17 protein-coding genes and 1 riboswitch are annotated in these 21,332 nt (G+C 40.7%); of the genes, 4 read left to right on the top strand and 13 right to left on the bottom strand.

What is annotated here, in order from left to right; genetic code table 11:
• Positions 1 to 51 precede the first annotated feature (51 nt).
• From CU633_RS10580 to CU633_RS10570, 3 genes are read left to right on the top strand one after another with little or no spacing between them, the layout of a single operon-like run.
• Positions 52 to 1,383 (top strand): UDP-glucose dehydrogenase family protein, encoded by a 1,332-nt coding sequence (locus tag CU633_RS10580; RefSeq protein ID WP_101660217.1) that lies wholly within the window; start codon positions 52 to 54, stop codon positions 1,381 to 1,383.
• A 25-nt stretch (positions 1,384 to 1,408) separates the two neighbouring features.
• Positions 1,409 to 1,957 (top strand): phosphatase PAP2 family protein, encoded by a 549-nt coding sequence (locus CU633_RS10575; protein ID WP_101660215.1) that lies wholly within the window; start codon positions 1,409 to 1,411, stop codon positions 1,955 to 1,957.
• Complete coding sequence (locus CU633_RS10570) at positions 1,954 to 3,096, top strand: glycosyltransferase family 4 protein (RefSeq protein WP_101660213.1); 1,143 nt, start codon at positions 1,954 to 1,956, stop codon at positions 3,094 to 3,096. The genes CU633_RS10575 and CU633_RS10570 overlap by 4 nt, the downstream gene beginning before the upstream one ends.
• Positions 3,097 to 3,231: 135 nt before the next feature.
• Here the strand turns inward: CU633_RS10570 and pgmB are convergent, their stop codons facing one another.
• The 9 genes from pgmB to CU633_RS10525 form a co-directional block, all read right to left on the bottom strand.
• The gene (gene pgmB, locus CU633_RS10565) at positions 3,232 to 3,903 is read right to left on the bottom strand and encodes a beta-phosphoglucomutase (protein WP_101660211.1); all 672 of its coding nucleotides are present in this window, start codon (positions 3,901 to 3,903) and stop codon (positions 3,232 to 3,234) included.
• 86 nt (positions 3,904 to 3,989) lie between these two features.
• Positions 3,990 to 6,269, bottom strand: coding sequence for a glycoside hydrolase family 65 protein (locus CU633_RS10560; protein ID WP_101660209.1), 2,280 nt, complete (start codon positions 6,267 to 6,269; stop codon positions 3,990 to 3,992).
• Positions 6,266 to 7,294 carry a Gfo/Idh/MocA family protein gene (locus CU633_RS10555; protein WP_101660358.1) on the bottom strand — a complete coding sequence of 343 codons (1,029 nt, stop codon included), beginning with the start codon at positions 7,292 to 7,294 and terminating at the stop codon, positions 6,266 to 6,268. The genes CU633_RS10560 and CU633_RS10555 overlap by 4 nt, the downstream gene beginning before the upstream one ends.
• A gap of 24 nt (positions 7,295 to 7,318) precedes the next feature.
• Entirely contained in the window at positions 7,319 to 8,113 is a 795-nt protein-coding gene (locus CU633_RS10550) for a sugar phosphate isomerase/epimerase family protein (RefSeq protein WP_101660207.1), read from the bottom strand.
• Between the two features lie 142 nt (positions 8,114 to 8,255).
• Entirely contained in the window at positions 8,256 to 9,311 is a 1,056-nt protein-coding gene (locus tag CU633_RS10545; protein WP_101660205.1) for a zinc-dependent alcohol dehydrogenase, read from the bottom strand.
• Positions 9,312 to 9,345: 34 nt separating this feature from the next.
• A complete protein-coding gene (locus CU633_RS10540; RefSeq protein ID WP_101660356.1) occupies positions 9,346 to 10,194 on the bottom strand; it encodes a carbohydrate ABC transporter permease in 849 nt (282 codons plus the stop codon).
• A complete protein-coding gene (locus CU633_RS10535) occupies positions 10,187 to 11,071 on the bottom strand; it encodes a carbohydrate ABC transporter permease (protein ID WP_101660192.1) in 885 nt (294 codons plus the stop codon). Before CU633_RS10535 ends, CU633_RS10540 begins: the two co-directional genes overlap by 8 nt.
• Before the next feature lie 210 nt (positions 11,072 to 11,281).
• Positions 11,282 to 12,586, bottom strand: coding sequence for an ABC transporter substrate-binding protein (locus tag CU633_RS10530; RefSeq protein ID WP_101660190.1), 1,305 nt, complete (start codon positions 12,584 to 12,586; stop codon positions 11,282 to 11,284).
• Positions 12,583 to 14,280, bottom strand: coding sequence for an alpha-amylase family glycosyl hydrolase (locus CU633_RS10525; RefSeq protein WP_101660188.1), 1,698 nt, complete (start codon positions 14,278 to 14,280; stop codon positions 12,583 to 12,585). The genes CU633_RS10530 and CU633_RS10525 overlap by 4 nt, the downstream gene beginning before the upstream one ends.
• A 427-nt stretch (positions 14,281 to 14,707) precedes the next feature.
• Between CU633_RS10525 and CU633_RS10520 the strand changes: the two genes are divergently transcribed.
• Entirely contained in the window at positions 14,708 to 15,724 is a 1,017-nt protein-coding gene (locus tag CU633_RS10520; protein WP_101660187.1) for a LacI family DNA-binding transcriptional regulator, read from the top strand.
• 70 nt (positions 15,725 to 15,794) lie between these two features.
• On the opposite strand, the gene CU633_RS10515 is transcribed toward CU633_RS10520, so the two are convergent.
• The 4 genes from CU633_RS10515 to CU633_RS10500 all read right to left on the bottom strand — a co-directional run bounded on the left by CU633_RS10515 (position 15,795) and on the right by CU633_RS10500 (position 20,993).
• Positions 15,795 to 16,733, bottom strand: a complete 939-nt coding sequence (locus CU633_RS10515; RefSeq protein WP_180954932.1) for a Gfo/Idh/MocA family protein — start codon at positions 16,731 to 16,733, stop codon at positions 15,795 to 15,797.
• Between the two features lie 60 nt (positions 16,734 to 16,793).
• Positions 16,794 to 18,023: a benzoate/H(+) symporter BenE family transporter gene (locus tag CU633_RS10510; RefSeq protein WP_101660183.1), complete on the bottom strand. Its 1,230-nt coding sequence runs from the start codon at positions 18,021 to 18,023 to the stop codon at positions 16,794 to 16,796.
• A 173-nt stretch (positions 18,024 to 18,196) separates the two neighbouring features.
• Complete coding sequence (locus tag CU633_RS10505) at positions 18,197 to 18,412, bottom strand: KTSC domain-containing protein (RefSeq protein ID WP_101660182.1); 216 nt, start codon at positions 18,410 to 18,412, stop codon at positions 18,197 to 18,199.
• Between the two features lie 895 nt (positions 18,413 to 19,307).
• Positions 19,308 to 20,993 (bottom strand): methyl-accepting chemotaxis protein, encoded by a 1,686-nt coding sequence (locus CU633_RS10500; protein WP_180954931.1) that lies wholly within the window; start codon positions 20,991 to 20,993, stop codon positions 19,308 to 19,310.
• 144 nt (positions 20,994 to 21,137) lie between these two features.
• A riboswitch (cyclic di-GMP riboswitch) is annotated at positions 21,138 to 21,228 on the bottom strand.
• Between the last annotated feature and the right edge of the window lie 104 nt (positions 21,229 to 21,332).

The following is a 21,332-nucleotide window of genomic DNA, read 5'->3' as shown; positions in this document are numbered from 1 at the left end:
TTCCTTTAATAAAATGAATATAAGCAAACTTTATTTGCCAGGGGGATTTGAATGAATATTACGATAGCAGGAGTCGGTTATGTTGGTTTGGTGACAGGTGTCTGTTTAGCTGAATTGGGCCATCAAGTGACATGTATAGATATTCAGGAAGAGAAGATTACCATGCTCCAAGCCGGACGTTCTCCAATATATGAGCCCGGGCTGGAATCCCTTCTGGAACAAAATCTGGGCAGCGGACGGCTACAATTCACAACGGATCCGCAATGGGCGTATGAAAAAGCCGACATCGTTTTTATTGCCGTTGGAACACCAGAACAAGCGGATGGCACTGCCAATCTGGAGTACATCCATGTGGCAGCTGCAACAATAGCTCAGTATATTACTAATGATGTGATCGTCTGTACGAAAAGCACCGTTCCCGTTGGAACAAATGAGCAAATCAAACAGATTATCCAGAGTATAAAGCCGCCTTATCTCCAGGTTGAGGTGGTCTCAAACCCGGAATTTCTTCGCGAAGGCTCAGCGGTCCTTGATTTTTTCCATGGAGACCGGATTGTGATTGGCACTGATAGTCCCGAAGCAGCAGCGGTTTTGGAACAAATTTATCTTCCTCTGAAGACGCCTATTATAAAAACCGATGTGAAGAGTGCGGAAATGATAAAGTACGCTTCTAATGCGTTTCTGGCAACGAAAATCAGCTTTATCAATGAAATTGCCGCGATTTGTGAAAAAGTTGGCGCAAATATCGAAGAGGTCGCATACGGAATCGGCAAAGACCAGCGGATTGGGCACAATTTTCTGCAAGCGGGTATTGGATATGGCGGCTCCTGCTTTCCGAAGGATACGAAAGCCCTTGTTCAGATTGCCGGCAATGTTCAACATCCATTTGAGTTGCTCAAATCCGTCATCGCAGTAAACAATCGCCAAATGTCATTGCCAGTGGCCAGAGCCAAGGAAATCTTGGGAAGCCTAAAAGGAAAAAAGGTGGCCTTGCTCGGTCTCGCGTTTAAACCGGATACAGATGATGTCCGCGAAGCAGCTTCCTTAACGATTGTGCAAGAATTACTTGAAGAGGGTGCGATTGTTACAGCTTTTGATCCAATTGCGATACCAAATGCACAGAAAGTGCTCGGAAACTCAATCGGGTATACAACGGATATCCGCGAGGCCCTTGCAGATGCAGAGGCAGCCATTATTGCGACAGAGTGGGAACAAATTAAGCATGCTCCGTTAGAAATATATGAAATGTATATGAACGAACCGATCGTAATCGATGGGCGAAATTGTTATTCCTTGACAGAGATTGAAAAGCACCCGATTACTTATATATCGATCGGGCGACCAGCTGTTACACCAAAATACACGAAAAATAGCAGCATCTGAGGTTTTATACCATATAGGGGGTTGGATGATGAGTTTATTGCGTGCCTGTTATGACTTTGAATGTCGAGTATTTCAAGGAGTAAATCGCTACTTTGACAATAAGTATTTAAATCTGTTTTTCCGGACCATTACTCACATTGGTGGAGCTGCATTTACGATTGGAACGGTGCTGATCATGATGATCTTTTCGACGAGCCAAACAAGAATAACTGCGATTGCCAGCGCACTTGCCCTTTTATTCAGTCATATCCCTGTCAGTATTGTAAAAAAGCTGTATCCCCGGAAAAGGCCTTATTTAATGTTGGAAAAAACGAAGATCCCGGCCAATCCGTTACAAGACCATTCTTTTCCGTCCGGACATACAACAGCAATATTTTCGGTGATTATGCCGTTTGTGATTCATATACCGGCACTGGCATTCATCCTCATTCCGTTAGGTCTTTGCGTTGGCATCTCGAGAATTTATTTAGGACTTCATTATCCTTCGGATGTCATTTCCGGGATGATCCTCGGCTCATCGGTTGCAGGCTTTTGCTATGATTTATCAGGTATTTATGGAGGTTGGACGATATGAAGATTGCCATTTTCACAGATACCTATGATCCTGATATTAATGGGGTCGCCCGGACGCTAAAGCGTTTTACCAACTATTTAAGTGATCAAAATATAACCTTTAAAATCTTTGCCCCCAAGACGGGGTCCGGTGAATATGTCTCCGACCATATTCATCGTTTTAAGAGTCTCCCGTTTTTCATCTATCCCGAATGCCGCCTGGCCTTTCCAAATCTTCTGCATCTAAAGTCGGAATTGGAGCATTTCTCTCCGGATCTAATCCATGTAGCAACCCCGTTTAACATTGGCCTTTGCGGTATCTATTATGCAAAAAAATTAAATATACCACTAGTAGGCTCTTATCATACTAATTTCGATTACTACTTGCAGTTCTACAATCTCGAATTTCTCTCCGCAATTGTTTGGAAATATATGAATTGGTTTCATCGGCCATTTAAAAAACTTTTTGTCCCGTCGCATGAAACATTAAATCAGCTCAAACGGCGCGGCTTTACAAATCTCGAAATTTGGGGAAGAGGTGTCGATTGCCAGCTTTTTCATCCCCATTATGATAAATTGAAAGTCCGCAAGAATTATGGAATCAAAAGAAAGTACCTGCTTACCTATGTTGGCAGGCTGGCACCTGAGAAAGATTTGAAAACACTACTGGCAGCGGCACAATTACTGCCAGCCCAAATAAGCGGACAAATTCAATGGCTCGTGATCGGAGATGGCCCTTTACGTGAAGAACTTGAACATGAAGCGCCGGATAACATGCTCTTTACCGGATATTTAAAAGGCCAGGATTTAGCTGAAGTTTATTCTGCCTCAGACCTATTTGTTTTCCCTTCTCCGACTGAAACATTTGGCAATGTCGTACTTGAAGCTTTGGCGAGTGGAACACCTGTGATTGGTGCCGATTCAGGCGGCGTAAAAAACATTATTCAAAAAGGGATTACAGGGAATTTATGTACACCGGGTAACGCGCACGAATTTGCAAACGCGGTTACTCAACTTATAAAAAATGATAGTTTGAGAATCCAAATGGGGCTGGAAGGAAGAAAATACGCTCTTACACAAAGCTGGTATACCATTTTTGAACATTTACTCTGGTCTTATTCTACAGTTATTCGTGAAATCAACGAACAAAAATATGCATGATTAATTCTCAACAAAGGAACAGGAATCAATCCTGTTCCTTTATTGAACTTGTTGATCTCTCATTTATATCCCTTTTGTAAAAAACATACATAGAAAAGAACGTGGAGGGGGCCCTTCACGTTCTTTTTTGAATGATTATTTTTTGGAGCTATAAGCTTTTTTGATTTTGTTCCAATGAAGTTCACTAGTGTTTTTAACCATATAATCAGCTCTATAAAGACCGGTACCTACGCCAACAGCAAACATTCCACTGGATTTGATGGAGTCGACTCCTGCTTCAGCATCCTCAATGCCTATTGAATGTTGTGGTCTCGCACCAAGTTGTTCACATGCTGTTAAAAAAATTTCCGGATCTGGTTTCGATTTCTTTATTTTTGCAGCATCCACACAATAATCAAATACATCTTCCAGATCCAGCGCTTTTAAGACAGCAGGGGCATTTTTCGAAACAGAGGCAAGCCCAATCGGAACTCCTTCTGCTTTTATATTCGAAATCAACTCCACAATCCCCGGTAAAACATCCTCCCGTGTCAATTCTTTTAAATAAACACAGTAATTAAGATTTTTCTTTTTTGCCAACTCTTCTTTTTCCGATAAAGTGAAATCATTGTGCCGATTGCCCTCTTGTAAAATTAATTCAAGCGAGTCCATCCGGCTGATCCCTTTTAGTTTCTCGTTAAAAATTTCATCTATCCTGATTCCCAGTTCTGCCGCCAATTGCTTCCAGGCTAGAAAATGATAATGTGCTGTATCCGTAATGATCCCATCCAGGTCAAATACAACGGCATCCAGATCTGTTTTACTCATCCCGATTCTCCTTCTTTTCTTCGGCATTCCGAGCTGTTCCAATATTTTGAAGCCTGTTTAAAACGCTTACGGCACTTAACCTGCAGCTAAACTTTCTTAAATGAATCGGTGCGGTGACAATTTGCATTGTCTTCTCCTTCTAGTGCGACTTCAATTTTCTCTGATAAACGATATTCCACTCCATTTATTTTCACCATTAAATCTTGCTTGGAAGGATTCGTTATCACGATGTGTTGATGGGTTAACACCATTTCTAAACGGACACCCTGCCAATGTAGTGGAAAAGCAAGTTCGGACCAATTGGCTGGCAATTTAGGGTTTAACGACAGATGATTATCTTTCCATGATATATTTGCAAATCCAAAGATGGCAGTCAGCCATAAAGCCCCCAGGGATGCAGCGTGAATTCCCTCGTCCGAAGAATGAGGATTCGGACCTAAATCTATTAAACAAGCTTCTTGAAAGAAACGGTAAGCCGCATCGATATCGCCGCAACGTGCAGCAACAATTGCATGAATTGCTTTACTCAATGACGAATCGTGTATGGTGTGTTCTTCGTAATAGTGCAAATTTTTGGCCGCAACCTCATTCTGAAACAGCTCCGGCAAAAGATATAACAGCATAACGACATCCGCTTGTTTCAGAATTTGCATATCATTTACTTCCTGGCGGGAATAATCCAGTAAAATTGCCTGGCTGCCCTGCTTTTGCTTATAAACGGACAGATCAATCTCAGGTTTGCTCAAAAATGTATCATCCTGGGGAATAATCTTGTTTTCGTTCGGCTGCGGTAAATACAGGCGGGCAAGAAACTGACGGCCCTCATCCGCAAGTAGCTGATCAGAATCCCCATACTTATTCATAAAATAAAGAGCCTGTTCCACATTGTAGTGTGCCATATAATTAGTATAGGCGTTGTTATCAACATGTTCCGTATATTCATCAGGACCAATTACATCTTTTATCGAAAGTTTTTCCCCATCTTCTTCTGCACGACTAATCCAAAACCGGCACGTCTCTTTAAGTAAGGCAAGCCCTTCTTCTTTCATAAACTCTTCGTCAAGGGTAGCTTGATAGTACTGGACTACAGCATAAGCGATGTCCGCAACAATATGATGTTCCGCTAAAGCAGAAGCGACCTTTTGCCGAGTGCCGGTTCTAATATTAATGGCTGCAAATTCAGGTGTTTCTTCTTCACCTGAAAGAGCGCTTTCCCAGGGGAACAAAGCCCCTTGATAACCATTTTGAGCAGCCTTTTCTTGTGCTTGTTTTAAATGCATATAACGGTACCGCAACAGTTTTTTTGCTGTCTCGGGTTTCGTAAAGAGGTGAAAAGGCGCGATAAATATTTCCGTATCCCAGAAAACATGCCCTTTATAGCCTTCTCCGGTCAATCCTTTGGCACCGACACTGAAACGTTCATCATGCGCAGGTGTCATGATTTCCAAATGATAGAGGGCAAAATCCATTGCAACCTGATCAAAATCATGACCCGATGTGATCTTTACACGTTTTTCTTTCCAAAATTTATTCCAATAGAGGGCTGACATGCCGAGTAAAACATCATACCCGCATGATGTGTACTTTCTTAACTCGTTTACACTTGCAGCTTCAGGATCCTTCCCGGCTTCACCCTGATCAAGTGAAGTGAAAACCGTGCCGATTTTTTCAAGAACAAATGGTGTATTTAAAGTTAGCTCATGATTGATGGTTAATTGCAATTGCCTGTTTTTTGCCGCAAAAGAAAAATCGCTTTCCACCGGGAAACTGCAAGATGCCGCCAGTGCAACAATATGTCCTGATTGAGTCGTTTTATAGACTCCTTGCATCACTTCTTCTTCAAATACCCGCAGCTTTTCTTCAATAAGATGCTGTTTCCCGAAGTTTGTTTGTTGTGCATTAATTCCTGTAACAATTTTTAATTTAGCCTTTCGATCTAAACTGGTTACAGTCAGTTTCGAGGCCAGCAAATGCAAATTATTTTTTGCAACAAAGCGTTGAAAAACTAAGCTGAACCGTGCACCGGCTTTGTTTTTCCATAAAACTTCACGTTTTAACTCCCCATTTACAAGATTTAATATCCGTTTATAAGAAAGAATTTCTCCATTTAATAGTGAGAATATCTCTCCTTCGATTTCAATCCGCATTCCTGCCATATCGGGTAAATTCACTAACTCTGACGGTTCATTTTGTGAAGCTTTATTAAAGAAGCCGGCTGCATACATCCCGCGGGTTTGTTCGGCATAGTCTTCTTCGTGTGCAGCACGGACACCTAAATAGCCATTTCCTAATGCCATTAAACTGGCATATTTATTTATGTGATGGAGACTGAAGTGATTTTCATAAATGACTTGTTCTTGCTTCATAAAAATATACTCTCACCTTTTTCAGCAGATTTATAAAGCGCTTCTACTAGTTGCTGAATGAAATACCCCTGTTTTCCATCCGCCAGCATCACGTCCTTGCCTAAGCAACGGTCGATAAAGGCTGCCATACTTTTAACCTGACGATCTGGATCTGCGTTTTCTCTGCTAAAGTGCGACACCAGTTCTCCTTTCTCATCCGAATAAATCTGTGCAGGAAAAAGTGTAGCTCCTGCACGATCACCCGAAAACTCGACATTCATAACAGAAGATTCCTTTATATTCAAGGCAAAGGATGTCTCCAGTTGCAACAGAATGCCACCTTCCATTTCAATGAATGCAAAAAGAGAATCCTCTACTTCGTATTTAGCCGGATCCCATCTTCCAAATGATCCTTCGCTCTTTTTTGTCCCGATTTTCTGAAACATTTTCGCCGTAACTTTTTCTACTTTCGGGAAACCCAGCACGTATAATGCAGAATCGAGCATGTGGACGCCAATATCAATTAACGGGCCCCCTCCCTGCAGTGATTTGCTTGTAAAATTCCCCCATCCTGGTATTCCGGACCGCCTTAATGCTTGTGCTTTGACATAATAAACGTCACCAAGCAGCCCATCCTTCACTTTATTTCTGAGGATAAGAGCATCTTCTGCAAAACGATGATGAAAATTATAGGCAAGAACGCATCCATTTATTTCTGCTGTTTCTTGCATTTTTTTCGCTTGATCGGCTGAAATCGCCGGGGGTTTTTCACATAAGACATGGCAGCCGTATTCCAGCGCCTGAATGACATTTTCAAAATGGAAGTGGTTGGGAGTGCAGACGCTTACGATATCCGGGCTTTCTGCTTGATACATGGCAGCCGCATCAGTATAATACCGTGCTATGCCATTTCGCCCGGCAAAGCTCCTTACCCGTTCTTCGTTCCGGCCGACTACAGCCACGACTTCAATATCATCGCGCGACTTATAGTAAGAAACGTGAACTTTCTCTGCTATCTGCCCTCCGCCGATAATAGCTACTTTCATCTTTGACACGGTATTCTACCACCTTTAAACTAAACATTGCTGTAAATGTTTTAATGCTTTTAAGTATTCAGCTTCGGGATCATTTCCCCGAATCCTGCATTCGAACACCAGATAGCCATCATAACCATCGCTTTTTAATTGATCAAAAAGTTTTCGGAAATCAATCGAACCACTTCCGGGTTGATAACGATGATTGTCTGCAACATGAATATGCCCAATAAGATCCCGGTTTTGGTGCAAAGCTTGCGAAAGGTTATCTTCTTCGATGTTCATATGATAAAAATCTGCAATGATTTTCACATTTCGAAGGGTGTTCTCTTCAATATAACGCCGGGCGTCCGCCAGAGTGTTGATCATATGATCCTGGTATCTGTTTAATGGCTCTAAAAAAATCGTCGTTTCTGTTTCTTTTGCAATGCTATCCAAATAAACAAGCGATTCACTCACCGCTTTCCAATCACCAGCCTGGCTGCGCGGGGATACCATTGGCGGGAGGCGGTATGTAAACATGCCCCAGGCTGCAGGAACGACAATTCCTTTTCCTCCTGCCTGCTGCAGTGCGGTTAAGATTTCCTTAATATCTTCCAGCCCATTTAGCCGCCGTTCTTCTATAAAGTCACCGATCCAGCCATTATATCCGCCGCAAGCGGTTGTGACTGGCAGTCCGGTTTCAGCGATCGCTTCTTTAACTTCATCTAAATGATCAACCAGTAATTTCCCATCAATTTCAAAGCCTTCAAAACCGGCATTCTTTAAGTAGCGAAACTTTTCTTTTATATCTTCCGGGAAAAAGGGTTGATTTTGAGTACCGATTTTCATTGTCATCCTCCTTGAAGAAGAAGGGAGCTACACACCCCCTTATTTTTTCGGAAATTCCATTTTCTGAACTTTTCACTGGTGTACTAACTGCTAAACTATATATCTTTTTTTTTGAAGTGAATGAGCCTATCCATTTAACTGATTAAAACCGCACGCCCATTTTAATACTTAGCTCGGGGTGCCGGTCCACATACTCCATGTATGCTTCAGCACTTTCCTTAAAAGTGACGATTGGATCGATTAGATCTTCGCAATCAAGATAACCGTTCATTAACATCTCCCAGCATGTATTTTCTATGCGCTTGCGGGACCAGCGCGGGTAATCCGGATTTGGTTCACTTGCTGCCCTTGAGAATACAATCTTTGCATTATTAAAATGCGCTTCACGTCCAAAATTCAATGTATCAGCAGGGAAAGGCTTGCCAAAAGCTACGTAGGAAATGATACCTCCATAAGCAATCCCTCTTAATGAGGATTGAAGAGCGCCCGCATTTCCACTAGTTTCAATAATAGAATCCGCACCGATTTTGTTAGTCAGCTTTTTCACTTCATATCCAATATCACATGATGTCGGGTCAAAACAAGCATCTGCCCCATTACGAAGAGCGATATCACGGCGACGTTCAAGAGGGTCGACACCGACAACAATACTTGCACCAGCCTTTTTCGCCAGCTGAATCGCGATTTGGCCAATCGCACCCAGTCCGACAACGACTACATAATCACCAGCACGGACATTGGCATCCCTTACGCCACTCATCGCAAACTGCGCCGGGTCATAACATACAGCATTCTGCCACTTGGCCCCCTCAGGCATTTTGCGCAACTTATAATTATCTACAGCATTGACGATAACTGTTTCCATAATCGGTCCATAAGTGCACACTGTTTCTCCAACCTGATATTCGGTCACTTCGCTGCCAGCTTCAATAATCTTGCCAACAACCATATTTCCTAATTGGAACTGTCCAAAGACAATTCCCCTTGCTGCCCCTTCTTCACGCGGCATGAACATTCTCCATTCCTCAGAAAAGTCCTCATCGATAAATGGAGTTTGTCCACGGAAATCGACAACTTCGGTACCGTGTTTTGGCGAAGCAAACTCCACTTTAATTTTTACCTCATTCGGTTTAACGGAGCGATCTTCATATTCCAGCAACGCAGCTTCTCTTGGTTGTACCGCAACTAATTTTTTCATCTGTCATAACTTCCTCTCTATTAAATTTTAAAAGTTAACCTTTAACTCCGCCTTCTGTTAGATTCCCTTTAATAAAGCGCTCGGATATGGCATACATAATCACAACCGGCAAGGCTGTAACGAGCGATGCCGCCATCATCCGTCCCCATACGTAGTCCGGGGTACTGAACAATGCGTTTAAACCAATTGGTAATGTGAAATTAGCAGAATCAGATAAGAAGATCGATGCAAACAAATAATCATTCCATGCAACCATAAAGGCATAAACAAATACCGATATAATCCCGGAAATCGATAATGGTATAACAATATAAAAAATGATTTGGACACGATTTAACCCATCAATCATGGCCGCTTCCTCCAGGTCATCCGGAATCGTATCAAAATAACTTTTCAGCATAAAAATTGCGGTTGGCAGGGTCTGGACAATCATCGTAATGATTAACGATGTTCGCGTATCATATAAACCAAGGCCAGAGATAATTTTGAATAACGGCACGACAAGCAGGATGCCCGAAAACATATAGACCGTATAAAAGCTGGCGTTAATCGTGGTTCTCCCCATAAACTTGAGCTTCGAGAGAGCGTACGCTCCAAAAATCCCGATTAATACTGATAGTCCTGCAGCGGTAAGGGCAACGGTTAAGCTATTTTTAAAATAGGACATGTAAGGAAATATTACCGGATTAAAAATATCGACATAATGCTGAAATGTCCAATCTTGAGGGAAGAACGTCGGGTTCGCAGCAACGGCTTCCTTTGAAGATTTGAAGGATGTCATCAGCATAATGAAAAATGGAAACAGGCTTACACACAAAAGGCTCAATAATGTGATGTAAAATGCAGCCTTCTTTATTCCTTTGCTCTTTCTGCTGCTAGCCATTCCCATTTATATTCACCCGCTTTCTTGATGCAATAATAACAACAAACAGAATAATAAATAGAATCACAGAAATGGATGCTGCTTTGCCCAAATCGTTGAATGCAAAAGCAGTTTTATATAAATAGATACCAAGAATGTCCACTTTATTGGTAAGAAGGAACACGTCTGTGAACATATAGAACAGCCATATTGAACGTAATGTTACAACCGTGATTAAAACTGGCATAATCGCTGGCAGCGTTATGATTCTATATTTATCCCATGCAGATGCACCGTCAATTTCCGCAGCTTCGTACAAAGTCGAATCAATCGTTTGCAAGATCGCCAGAAAGGAGATAAACGCATATGGGAAATACCTCCAAATCGCAAACAGCACTACAAGGAAAAAGCTGCTGACCGGATTGTCAAACCATAGCGGCGCTTTATCAAATAAATGTAAGAGATCCCCACCAATATAGTTGACGACACCGTAGCCATTATTAAACATATACTTCCATGCAAAAACCAATGAGATGGAAGGTGTCACATAGGATAAGATAATTAAAGAACGGGCCGTTTTGCGAAACCTGAATGGACGATTAAAGAAAATAGCAACTGCCAATCCTAATACCGTACTCCCCGCCACTGCCAGAACCATATATAAAACAGTGATTCCCAGCGATTTAAAGAATTCACCATCTGTAAGGATATCAATATAGTTCTCCAAGCCAACAAAAGTTGCACTCAACCTTGGATTGATCGGTTGGTCAAAGAAGCTGATCTGAATATTGAAGATCATTGGATAAGCAACTAATAATAAGAGTAAAAAGATACTCGGAAACAGCAAGACCATTGCCAGTTTAAGATCTGTTTTCTCCCGTCGTTTTATGACTTTCATGGAACCCCCCCTGTTTAGTAATCAAAATGCAGGCTAATTCATGATCCAGAGGCAGCAACAATCACTTTGTTAACAAATGAGCAATTTGATGTTCAGCAATCATTTAAACACTCTGCCCTATATCAATTGAGTTATAAAATTTATAATTGGAGTGACCAATATTTTTTTGATGGAAAGGGGCATTGCCATATGGAATACCCCTTCCTTTTTTTATTTTTCTAAGGTTTCTTTAATTAATTTTTCTGCGTTTTTAATTTCACTATCAACATCTTTTTGTCCAACGGTTACGCTGTTGATCATCACGGGAATCGCACCTGAGCTTGTGACATCTCCCATTTTCAAGAAGTTTTTACCGTCTACTAAACCAAACACCTGGATATCCTCGAAGGATGCCGCGATTTCTGTTGATAGGTCACCAAATGCCTTAATGACCTCATTTGCCTGATAATCAGGGTTTTCAGGGACTTCTTTATTTACTGGCTGAGCTCCGCCCGGGGACATTAATACCCACTCTGTTGTATTTTCAGCCTGGGACATGAAAGTAACAAATTTCTCGGCAGCTTCTTTTTGCTGGTCTTCTAATCCAGAAGAAATTGTCAACGCAGAGACTGTTCCAAAAACAGCCTTTGTTTTCTCGGTTGGCACTGCAAAACCAATATTTTCAGCGTTTCCTTCTTCAAAAACGGAAGGAAGAATATAAGTGGAATAAACAGCCATTGGCACTGTTCCATTCATGAAAGCATCTTTAATCTCAGTTGTATCATTAGAGCCAGGCATCGTGTATCCAGCCAATTCTTTATAGAAAGATAGAGATTCTTTCATCTCAGGTGTGTTAATAGACAGTTCACCTTTGCTGTCCAAAACATTTGCATTGTTTGATAAAGCAAATTGTGAGAAAGCTTGTTCAGAGAATACTCCTTCTACTGTCGGCAAGGCAATTCCATACTTTTTATTTGCAGTATCCGTGAAAGCATTTGCTATTTCTAAAACTTGATCCCAATTTTCCGGTTCACCAAAGCCTTTTGATGCAAGCATTTCTTTGTTGTACCAAATTCCCTGGACCCAACCGCTGATTGGAACACCTGTATAGCTTTTGCCATCTTCCGTTTTAACAAGCTTTAAAGCGCCTTCATAATATTTATCGGAACCAACTTCATCAATGATTGCCTTGACTGAATCCTGGTCAATCAATTCGTCCTTGTCCATTACTTTCGCGTAGTCCTGACCCACTTCGATCACTGCCGGGAGCTTGCCGGAGCTTGCCAATGTAACGATTTTGGTATTATAGCTATCTTCCTCTACTGCGACCTGTTTGATCTTAATATCCGGGTTTTCTTTTTCAAATTTCTCAACCAGTTTGTCTATTACTGCTAAACGTTCCTGCTCAACGGATGAATGCATAAATTCGATTGTCGTTTGACCATTCTCGCTTTCACCGCTGCTTCCGTTGCCGCATGCAGCCAGCACAACACTCAACACCAAAATCAGTACTAAACTTAAACTTTTAAATTTCATCTCTTTTCCTCCTGACGTATTGGTTTTAACCAAAGGAACTGATACGGATCCAATTTAATATCTTCATCTGTGATTATTTCTTCTCCAGTAAGGAGATTGGTGAACCGTCCAGAAATCTCACAATCTACTATTTCATTTGTAAGATTATGAATAACAAGCAGACTTTCATTTTCTGTCTTTCTTTTAAAAGCAAAAACTTTTTCATCTAAATCCAATACTTCCATCGAAACATCCGGATTAAAGAGTGGTTCCGCTTTTCTAATTCGTATGATCTTGCTTAGCTGAGTATTTATTTTGTTTCTTAAGGAAACCGGATTCATTAATTCGGTCTCAATCTCACTTAAATCATATTTTTGCCGGTTGATAGAACGGTTCATGCCTGTCTTTGCGACACCGTCATAATCATTTCGTGAACCAAGCATACTTTGAATATAAACCGCTGGCACTCCCGGAAATGCTAACAGAATAGAATGAGCCACTAAAAATCTTTTTAAGCGAATCCCATCTTCATCAGACTTCTTATTTAAAGCATCCAAGTATGTCACATTAATCTCGTATGGACTTTCAGTTCCATCCGGATTTTTCTTATATGACACTAATGCCCCTTCTGCTTTCAAGTCCTCGATCATCTTAAGGATTTCTTCCTCCGGGATGATTCCGCGAATTGGGTTAACCCCGATTCCATCATGAGAAGCAAGGAAGTTAAAAAATGTTGTATCACCACCCGTTGGACCAAGATTCTTTGCCCACTCAGTGAGAGCGCTCCCATTTCCGCGGTTGATAGAGTAAAGAACGAGCGGCGGCAGCGGAAATTGATAAACCATGTGCGCTTCATCGTGTCCGTTCCCAAAGTAAGAAATGTTATCTTTATGAGGTACATTCGTTTCTGTAATTATTGCAGTACCCTGTGAAACCTCGTCGATAATATCCCGGAAAAGCTTTATTAATTGATGTGTTTTTTCCAGATGAATACAGGTAGTTCCCGGTTCTTTCCACATAAATCCTACTGCATCAAGGCGAATATATTCCGCTCCTTGTTCCAGATAGTAAAGTAAAACATCAACCATTTTCAGCAAAACTTGTGGATTTCTAAAGTTTAAGTCAATCTGGTCTTCACTGAACGTTGTCCAAATATGCGTTTCCGATCCGTCTGCCTTTGTGAATTTCGTCAGGACAGGAGTTGCCCTCGGCCTTGTCACTGCGCTCAAATCAATATTTGGGTCCATTTCGATGAAAAAGTCTTCGTATTCCGGGTTGCCTTTTAAGTATTCCTGAAACCATTCGCTTTGTGCTGAGATGTGATTACACACATAATCAAACATCAATCTCGTTGATAATGATAAATTCTCTATATCCTCCCAGTCACCAGCTATTGGATTGACTTTCTTATAATCTATTACAGAAAAGCCATCATCTGAAGAATAGGGATAGAAAGGAAGAAGATGAACCACCTCGAAATGATTTGCCAAATGGCGGTCAAACATTTTTTTGAAAGTTGCCAGGGCAGGTTGATCTTTTTCCTGAAACTGATCAGCGTATGTAATTAATACAACATCTTCCTGATCCCATTTTTGCTTTCTGTCTTTTATCTGTTTTTCTTTTGTTGAATTCATTCGCTTTTCCAGACTGGCCCAAATTTTCTCAATGTCTTCATTCCCGTAAATCTTAGCCAGCCTGTCTTTGATGTTTCCCATATTCTCCTCCTTTTGGAACCGCTCCCAAAATTAAAGTTAATCTCTTATATTTTATTGGAACCGCTCCCACGAGCAATTTTATGGTACCGCTCCCACAAATGAAATATAATATAGAAAACGCTTTCTGTCAACACAGATACGTTTATATATTTCTATTTTTAGTGATACTAAGATCCACTTTTTGATCGTTCCAAAATTTTTATTGCTACAGATGAAATTCATCCATATAATGTATCCTAGATTGCCGATTCCAAAATAACGTGCAGATTGAGAGCTTCACTATTTTTGCAAACGGATTCATTTAGTTGGTTAATGACATTCAATGTTGTTGGTTTTTGTCCCAAATGTGTATCTAAAAAGTTTAAGAATGAAGGAATTTAACTATTGTAGAATTATACACAATAGCTGCTTTCGAGGAGGGTGAAAATTGGTTCATACTATATACGATATCGCTCGTGTCGCAAAAGTTTCAAAGTCCACTGTATCCCGAGTGTTAAATAACCAAAGTAATATTTCCGCGGAAGCCAGGGAACGGGTATTAGACGCTATTAAGCAATTAAATTACCAGCCGAGTAAACTGGCGAGAGCCCTTTCCTCCGGTTTTGATGCTATTATGGTCGTTTCGCGGCCGACAAAAACAACGGCAAACAACCCATTTTTCCCGGAAATCATTCACACTATTTCCACAAAAGCTGAGGAAGAAAACTTTGATGTTATTTTACAAACCTCAAAGAATAGTAAAGACGAACTTGAAAAGTGCATTTCAAAAATAAAAGAGAAAATGATTAAAGGGATCATCATGTTAAGTTCTCCAGCCAATGAGGATCTTTTTAAACAATTGGATGGTTATAACATTCCAATCGTTGTCATTGGTAAAGTAGATGGTGAATATAAAAATATCTTTTCTGTCGACACGGACAACTATCAGGACAGCTATGATTTAACACAGTATTTAATTGACAATGGGCACCGTGATATAGCATGTTTGCATTCTCCCCTCAATTACCATGTTGCAATCGACCGGTTGGAAGGTTATAAAAACTGTTTAAGAGATAATAAAATATCACTCAGAAACGAGTGGATAATCGAAAGTGGTTATACAGTTGAAAGCGCCTATGAATCTGCTAAAGGTTTATTCCTTATTAAAGAGCAACCTTCAGCCGTTTTTGCGACCGATGATTTAAAAGTAATGAGTATATACAAAGCAGCAGCAGAAGCTGGAATTTCCATCCCGGATGACTTATCGATTGTCGGTTACAGCAATTCTGTTATTTCATCTTTTTTATCTCCAGCGTTATCCAGAATTGAAATTCCATTCAAAAAACTTGGAGATGTCGGTACCCGGCTTCTCTTTGCAAAAATTAAAGAAGAGAGCGACACTTTTACTAAAACAATTATACCGACAGAAAGAATTTTTCAAGACTCCGTAGCTAAACTTTTATAATAGATCCGAATTTGAACCACTGAAAAGAGCGTGAAGGGGGAATCTCACGCTCTGTTGTTTGTTGATTACGTTAAGTATGGCTTTGGCCATGCAATTGGTTAATTGTATTGTCCCCCACAAGCTTATCAACAATCATTTCACACAATTCATGCGTCATAAGCACATCGTTTAAGCTTAATGGAAGAGGTGTATCGTTTTCCAGATGATCAAAAAAGGTCTTTAACATCGCTTCAAATCCGCGAGTGTTCAGCATAGTCTGCCAGTCGTTCGTTCTGGTCCTTGTCTCATTTCTTTGCTCATGTACAACGTATTCTGATAAATTTCTTACGATCGTTTTTTTAGTTGGGCTCATCACTTCAAGTACCTCTTCATTCACACCTGCATCCCGGTTCATGATGCCTATCGCCAGTTGTTTTCCTTTCGAAACTGACAGCATGATGGAAGAGAGCTGATTTCCGCTCCATTGACCCTTAACCTCCCATTTATCAGGAGCACCGTTCAAGAAATATAAAAGCGTATCAACCACATGGATGAAATCATCGTATACAAAATTCCTCACTTCACCCGGTAAGTGATATCGATTTTTCTGCAGAAGGATCATATTTGCTTCTGTTGTTGAATTTGCCTGTTGGTAGAGAGGAACGAAGCGCCGATTAAATCCAACCATTAAAGGGATCTTTTTCTCTTCTGCTATTTTCACAAGCTTTTGAGTGGAGGAAAAAGAATCGGTCACTGGCTTATCAACAAATACGGGAATACCCTGGTCCAGACAAGAGTTAATAAGTTGTTCATGGGCAGAGGTGGCAGCATGAATCATCACTGCGTCCAATTTTTCCTGGAACAATGAACCAAGAGAAGTATGAGCAGAAAAACTATATCTGCTCCGTATCAGTTCCAAGGTCTCCTCTTTTCGGGTATAAAAATGAAATGTATGGTTCCTGTTTTCGGCATATTGAGGAATGTAAGCTTTTCTCGCAATATCCCCTATTCCAATCACTCCTATGTTCATCTTCCCCATCCTTTCTAAATAATTTTTCGCAGTTGCAACATCCGCCTAAACTCGAACAGATTAATGCTCTCTTTCAACCGTCCGCGCGATCACCGCACCAAAAACAAGTGCCCACACCGGAGCACTGATATGCAGGAAAGATACATTCGAGAGAGTAATAACAAAGGCAGCTAAGGCACTCAGCCGATAGCGGTTTGTGGAAAAGCCCTGCTGCAGGCTGGAATGAAGAACCCCTATGAGAGCAAATCCAGCAAGCAGCGATACAAATGCTTTTGGTAACGATTGAATGAACGGGACAATTTTCCAGGCAAAAACACCAAACAATAACGTAATGATTCCTGAGATGAAGGCAGCCATATATCGTTTTGATCTCGGTCCAGAATCCGGACCAGCAGAGATAGCCGTCATCATACCGGCGATGTTGGCACTTTGGCCTCCGGTAAAGCCGGCCAGGACAGAAAAGATACCGCTAAAGGAAAGAATTTTACGGATAGGAGGATCATAGTTTGAGCTTTCCAGTGCCCCTATTCCCGGTGCTGCATCATTGCTCAGGATCAGCATCGCCAGAGGAAGAGCCAGTGTCAGCATCCCCATCCACGTGAATTCAGGAATTTGTATGGAAGGAAAGAAAAAAGCCATTTCTTGAACAGGAACGTGCAAATCTTGAGTGAGAAACAGAGCAACGAAAGCGACGACAACTGCCACCATCAAAGGTGGAAGGCGTTTACTATATTTCGTACAAATTAAAAAGCTGAGCAGAGCTGCTCCTCCGACAACCGGCATCTCCTTCGTTGAAGGGACTAGTTGAATAACATAGCCGGTGACCAGTCCTGCAAGCATCGCTGCAATCACTTCTTTTGGCACCCATTTAATAATTTTTGTAAACAGGCCGGACATGCCGATCAGAAAAATCAACAACCCCGACATCACATATCCGCCGATCAGCTGCGGGTAAGTAAAGTGAGAAGTTACCGTCGCCAAAAAAGCGACCCCTGTAATCGAATGGCCGCCAGTTATCGGAATCCTGAACAACAACGACATGAGAATGCCAAACAGTCCGCCAAAAAAATATACAGCAAACATCCAATTAACCGTCTGCTGATCCGTAAAACCACCCGAAGCCGCAGCTTGTAAAATAATAATTGCCGGGCCCGTCATGACCAGCGTGCTGGAAATCAGCCCTGAAGATATATTCTGGCCCGTTATATCTTGAAAAAAATGATGTTTGTTATATTTTACTTCTTGGATTAATTCTCTTTGTCCGTCTTCATGCTTGTTTGGGATTGCCATCTGATTCACTCCTGTCTGACTAATTCAATAATTATGACAAGAATGAAGATTTGTCAATTGGTTTTGATTTTTAGTTTTTGCAGAAACAATAAACAGTAGATTTTAACCTCTTTAAAAAAGATACATCATTTCCAATGCACTTTATAAAAATCGGAAAGAAACCTGCACCTAATTTACTTATTAATCCTTCTACATTCGTAGTGAGGTTTAATATGTTTATTGAAAAACGTTCCAAGTGAATCTGCAGTTATAAATTCTTTATAAATATTCTCAGGAACAGGATAATACTGGTAAACATCCCCATCAGGAAATTCTACTTCTACAATCTGTTTTGCAACTTCATACCCAACACTTTTCATCGCCGTTGATTGAACAGGGTCACGTTTCACGTTAACCTCTCCTTGAATTTTCATTAGTATAAATAGTAATATTCCCAACAATTGATTAAACCTTCAACCGAATATTGAGCCTCTCTAAAAGAGATCTTTAAACAAAAAAGCTCAAGCAATAATAGGCTCGAGCTTTCAATGATTTATGTTGTCCAGATGCTTTATTTAACAGCATCCTTTCATCATTAATGCAAACAGACAAGTTCAGCAAAAATACCTTAGTCCTTAATAAATTCTTTTCCAATTTTTTCATTAACCAAAAAATGTGTTTTGTTTCTCAATTAGAGGATATAAAGCACATATAGAAGCAAAGAAGTAGCCGTTCACTCTCCCACTTCCATGCTATTACTTCTCTGCTTCTATAACGCAGGATAGTATTCCCCAATACCCTTTTTTGCTGCTGCATTTACTTGCGGCAGGTTTTTTAATTTAGACACTCCTGCAATTGGCGTGTTTGTCAAGAGCGTTTGCGGGGCTATCCATCTGTTTTGTGGCAGAACGGAACCCTCAAAGCCGAGTTTTCATAGAACTTTTTACACTCCTTACCTACTTTTTTAAAAAATATAGCCAAATAATTTGATTTTAAAATAAATATTCGGCTACACAATTAGTTTCAGGTCAGAAAAACACCTAATATTTTCTATTTATTACCACAATTTTACCAATAAAGGTAGCTGGGCAGAATAATTAAGCGCAAATTCGGAGGAATTAAGCGAAAATCCCTTCGATTCAAGCGAAAAAATCAAGAATCAAGCGAAAACCGACATTATTTAAGCGAAACCATAAATATGAAGGAACTTCCACTTCACTGGCGCTATCAGAGAAACCCCTAACCATCCTCTCTTATTTCAGCAAAAAATCCCCGCCGATTTGAAACCGGCAAGGATTCTTTTTATTAAGCCTTAAATTTCCCAATAACGCCCTGCAATTCTTGAGCCATTTTGCTCAAAGCTTCCGCGGAAGATGATACTTCTTCCATTGAAGCGTTTTGTTCCTCAGCTGAAGCAGCGACGTTTTGTGCACTTTCAGAGGATTGTTCAGCAACATATGCTACACCTTCCATCATGGAAACCATATCTTGTGAACTTAATTTTACTTCTTCAACAATAGCCGCGACCTCCTTGGATTCACTGGCGACCTGCTCTATTGCTGTTAAAATGTCCTTAAAGACTTCACCGGTTTGATGAACCATATTAATGCCTTCATTGACAACGGCTGTTCCATCATTCATTGCTTGAACGGCTTTTTCCGCTTCTGTTTGAATTTCTTGAATGAGCTCACGAATTTGACCAGCTGCCTGACCAGACTGTTCAGCCAATTTCCTCACTTCATCGGCAACGACCGCAAAGCCTCTTCCGTGTTCTCCAGCACGGGCAGCCTCAATCGCAGCGTTTAAAGCAAGCAAGTTGGTTTGATTCGCAATCTCCGTAATTAGCTCGACGATCTTGCCAATTTCCCCGGACTTTTCACCGAGAGCATTGACAACCCCTGCTGATTCACTCACGGAATGTTGAACAAGATTGATTTGTTCAACAGTTTGGCTAACCACTTTGTTTCCTTCGTTTGCTTTATTATTAGCAGAAGCTGTTAATTCTGTGACGTTTTGTATAGATGAAGCAGTCTGCTCCATTCCCATTGAGATGTCATTCGCAGCTTGAGTGGCACCCGTAGCACTGGACACTTGCCTTTCTGAACCCAATGCGACATCCTGGATGGCCGATGAAATTTGTTCCGTTGCCTTGCTCGTTTGTTCAGCACTGGCAGACAACTCTTCTGCAGTTGCTGCAACTTGTTCAGTATTGATACTTACTTGTCTAATCAGTTGGCCCAAATTCCTTTTCATTTGGTTGAAAGAGTTGGTTAAATTGCCGATTTCGTCCTGATATTTCACCTTGATGTCATCCTGTGTTAAATCGCCTGCAGCAATTTTTCCTGCCACTGTCTCCAAAGATAAAATTGGTTTTGTAATCATTCTGGTAATAAATATTCCAATTACAATGGCCAGAATAAATCCAACTATGCTTAAAATAACAACTGTTGTCACCACATGGCCAACCATTTCAGAGTTTGTCTTACTTCCCTCTGTCATGAATTTTTCTTGATCTTTTACAATTTTATCTCCCAAATCTCTTATTTCCCTGCTCAGCGGGATCAATTGTTCAGTAGCCAGTTCTTTGGCATCATCCTCATTTGTGATCATTAAGGTGATGACCTCGTTTGACTTTGCTTTAAACTCTTTATTTAAAGAGGCAAGCTTTTCTAATGCATCCTTGTCTTCTTTACGTTGGACCAGTTTGCTTGTCGCTTCGATTTTTTGATTCAGGACCCCAATAGATTCCGCTAAATTCTTTTCTGATCCATCCTCCTCCAGCAACACCCCTCGCAAACCGCCGATCTGCCGGGAAGCACTGTTTTGCATATCCTTTACATTGGATAAAATAACGGCGCGGCGATTAACTAGATCAGAGTAAGAATCGTTAATCTTTTCAATATTGTAATAAGCTATAAAACTAATAATACCAAGAAGTACCGCCACGCTCAGGAATCCACCAAGCAACTTTTTCCCAATGGTAAATTTCATTTCAAAACCCCTCATCATCAAATTTCTGTTTTTTCAAATTCTGTTTTATATTTAATTGCCTTTCAGCAATTTAGAAACACAATCCTCAAAAAGGCATGAGTATCCACAGGTAAGTTGGAATAGCCCATGCCTATTACAGCGCTATTCGGCAACCTGGCGATCATAGTTCAATATATTGAACGACAGACCCATGGCTTTGCGTCCTCACCTTTCGATGATTTTGCCTTTATCGTTTTAAATGAGTAAATTTTACCTATATTTATGATATGGTTCTATGGTAATAGAATCTGAATAAAATTTCAACGGAATTCTACAAAAATTTACAATATTTCATGAATT

It is taken from the genome of Bacillus sp. V3-13 (assembly GCF_002860165.1).
Lineage (GTDB): Bacteria > Bacillota > Bacilli > Bacillales > Cytobacillaceae > Bacillus_BJ.
This window is presented reverse-complemented; position numbering and strand designations above follow the sequence as displayed.

Coding starts and splice junctions, on each gene's coding strand:
- CU633_RS10580 (WP_101660217.1), top strand. CDS start 52: ATGAATATTACGATAGCAGGAGTCGGTTATGTTGGTTTGGTGACAGGT.
- CU633_RS10575 (WP_101660215.1), top strand. CDS start 1,409: ATGATGAGTTTATTGCGTGCCTGTTATGACTTTGAATGTCGAGTATTT.
- CU633_RS10570 (WP_101660213.1), top strand. CDS start 1,954: ATGAAGATTGCCATTTTCACAGATACCTATGATCCTGATATTAATGGG.
- pgmB (WP_101660211.1), bottom strand. CDS start 3,903: ATGAGTAAAACAGATCTGGATGCCGTTGTATTTGACCTGGATGGGATC.
- CU633_RS10560 (WP_101660209.1), bottom strand. CDS start 6,269: ATGAAGCAAGAACAAGTCATTTATGAAAATCACTTCAGTCTCCATCAC.
- CU633_RS10555 (WP_101660358.1), bottom strand. CDS start 7,294: ATGAAAGTAGCTATTATCGGCGGAGGGCAGATAGCAGAGAAAGTTCAC.
- CU633_RS10550 (WP_101660207.1), bottom strand. CDS start 8,113: ATGAAAATCGGTACTCAAAATCAACCCTTTTTCCCGGAAGATATAAAA.
- CU633_RS10545 (WP_101660205.1), bottom strand. CDS start 9,311: ATGAAAAAATTAGTTGCGGTACAACCAAGAGAAGCTGCGTTGCTGGAA.
- CU633_RS10540 (WP_101660356.1), bottom strand. CDS start 10,194: ATGGCTAGCAGCAGAAAGAGCAAAGGAATAAAGAAGGCTGCATTTTAC.
- CU633_RS10535 (WP_101660192.1), bottom strand. CDS start 11,071: ATGAAAGTCATAAAACGACGGGAGAAAACAGATCTTAAACTGGCAATG.
- CU633_RS10530 (WP_101660190.1), bottom strand. CDS start 12,586: ATGAAATTTAAAAGTTTAAGTTTAGTACTGATTTTGGTGTTGAGTGTT.
- CU633_RS10525 (WP_101660188.1), bottom strand. CDS start 14,280: ATGGGAAACATCAAAGACAGGCTGGCTAAGATTTACGGGAATGAAGAC.
- CU633_RS10515 (WP_180954932.1), bottom strand. CDS start 16,733: ATGAACATAGGAGTGATTGGAATAGGGGATATTGCGAGAAAAGCTTAC.
- CU633_RS10510 (WP_101660183.1), bottom strand. CDS start 18,023: ATGGCAATCCCAAACAAGCATGAAGACGGACAAAGAGAATTAATCCAA.
- CU633_RS10500 (WP_180954931.1), bottom strand. CDS start 20,993: ATGAAATTTACCATTGGGAAAAAGTTGCTTGGTGGATTCCTGAGCGTG.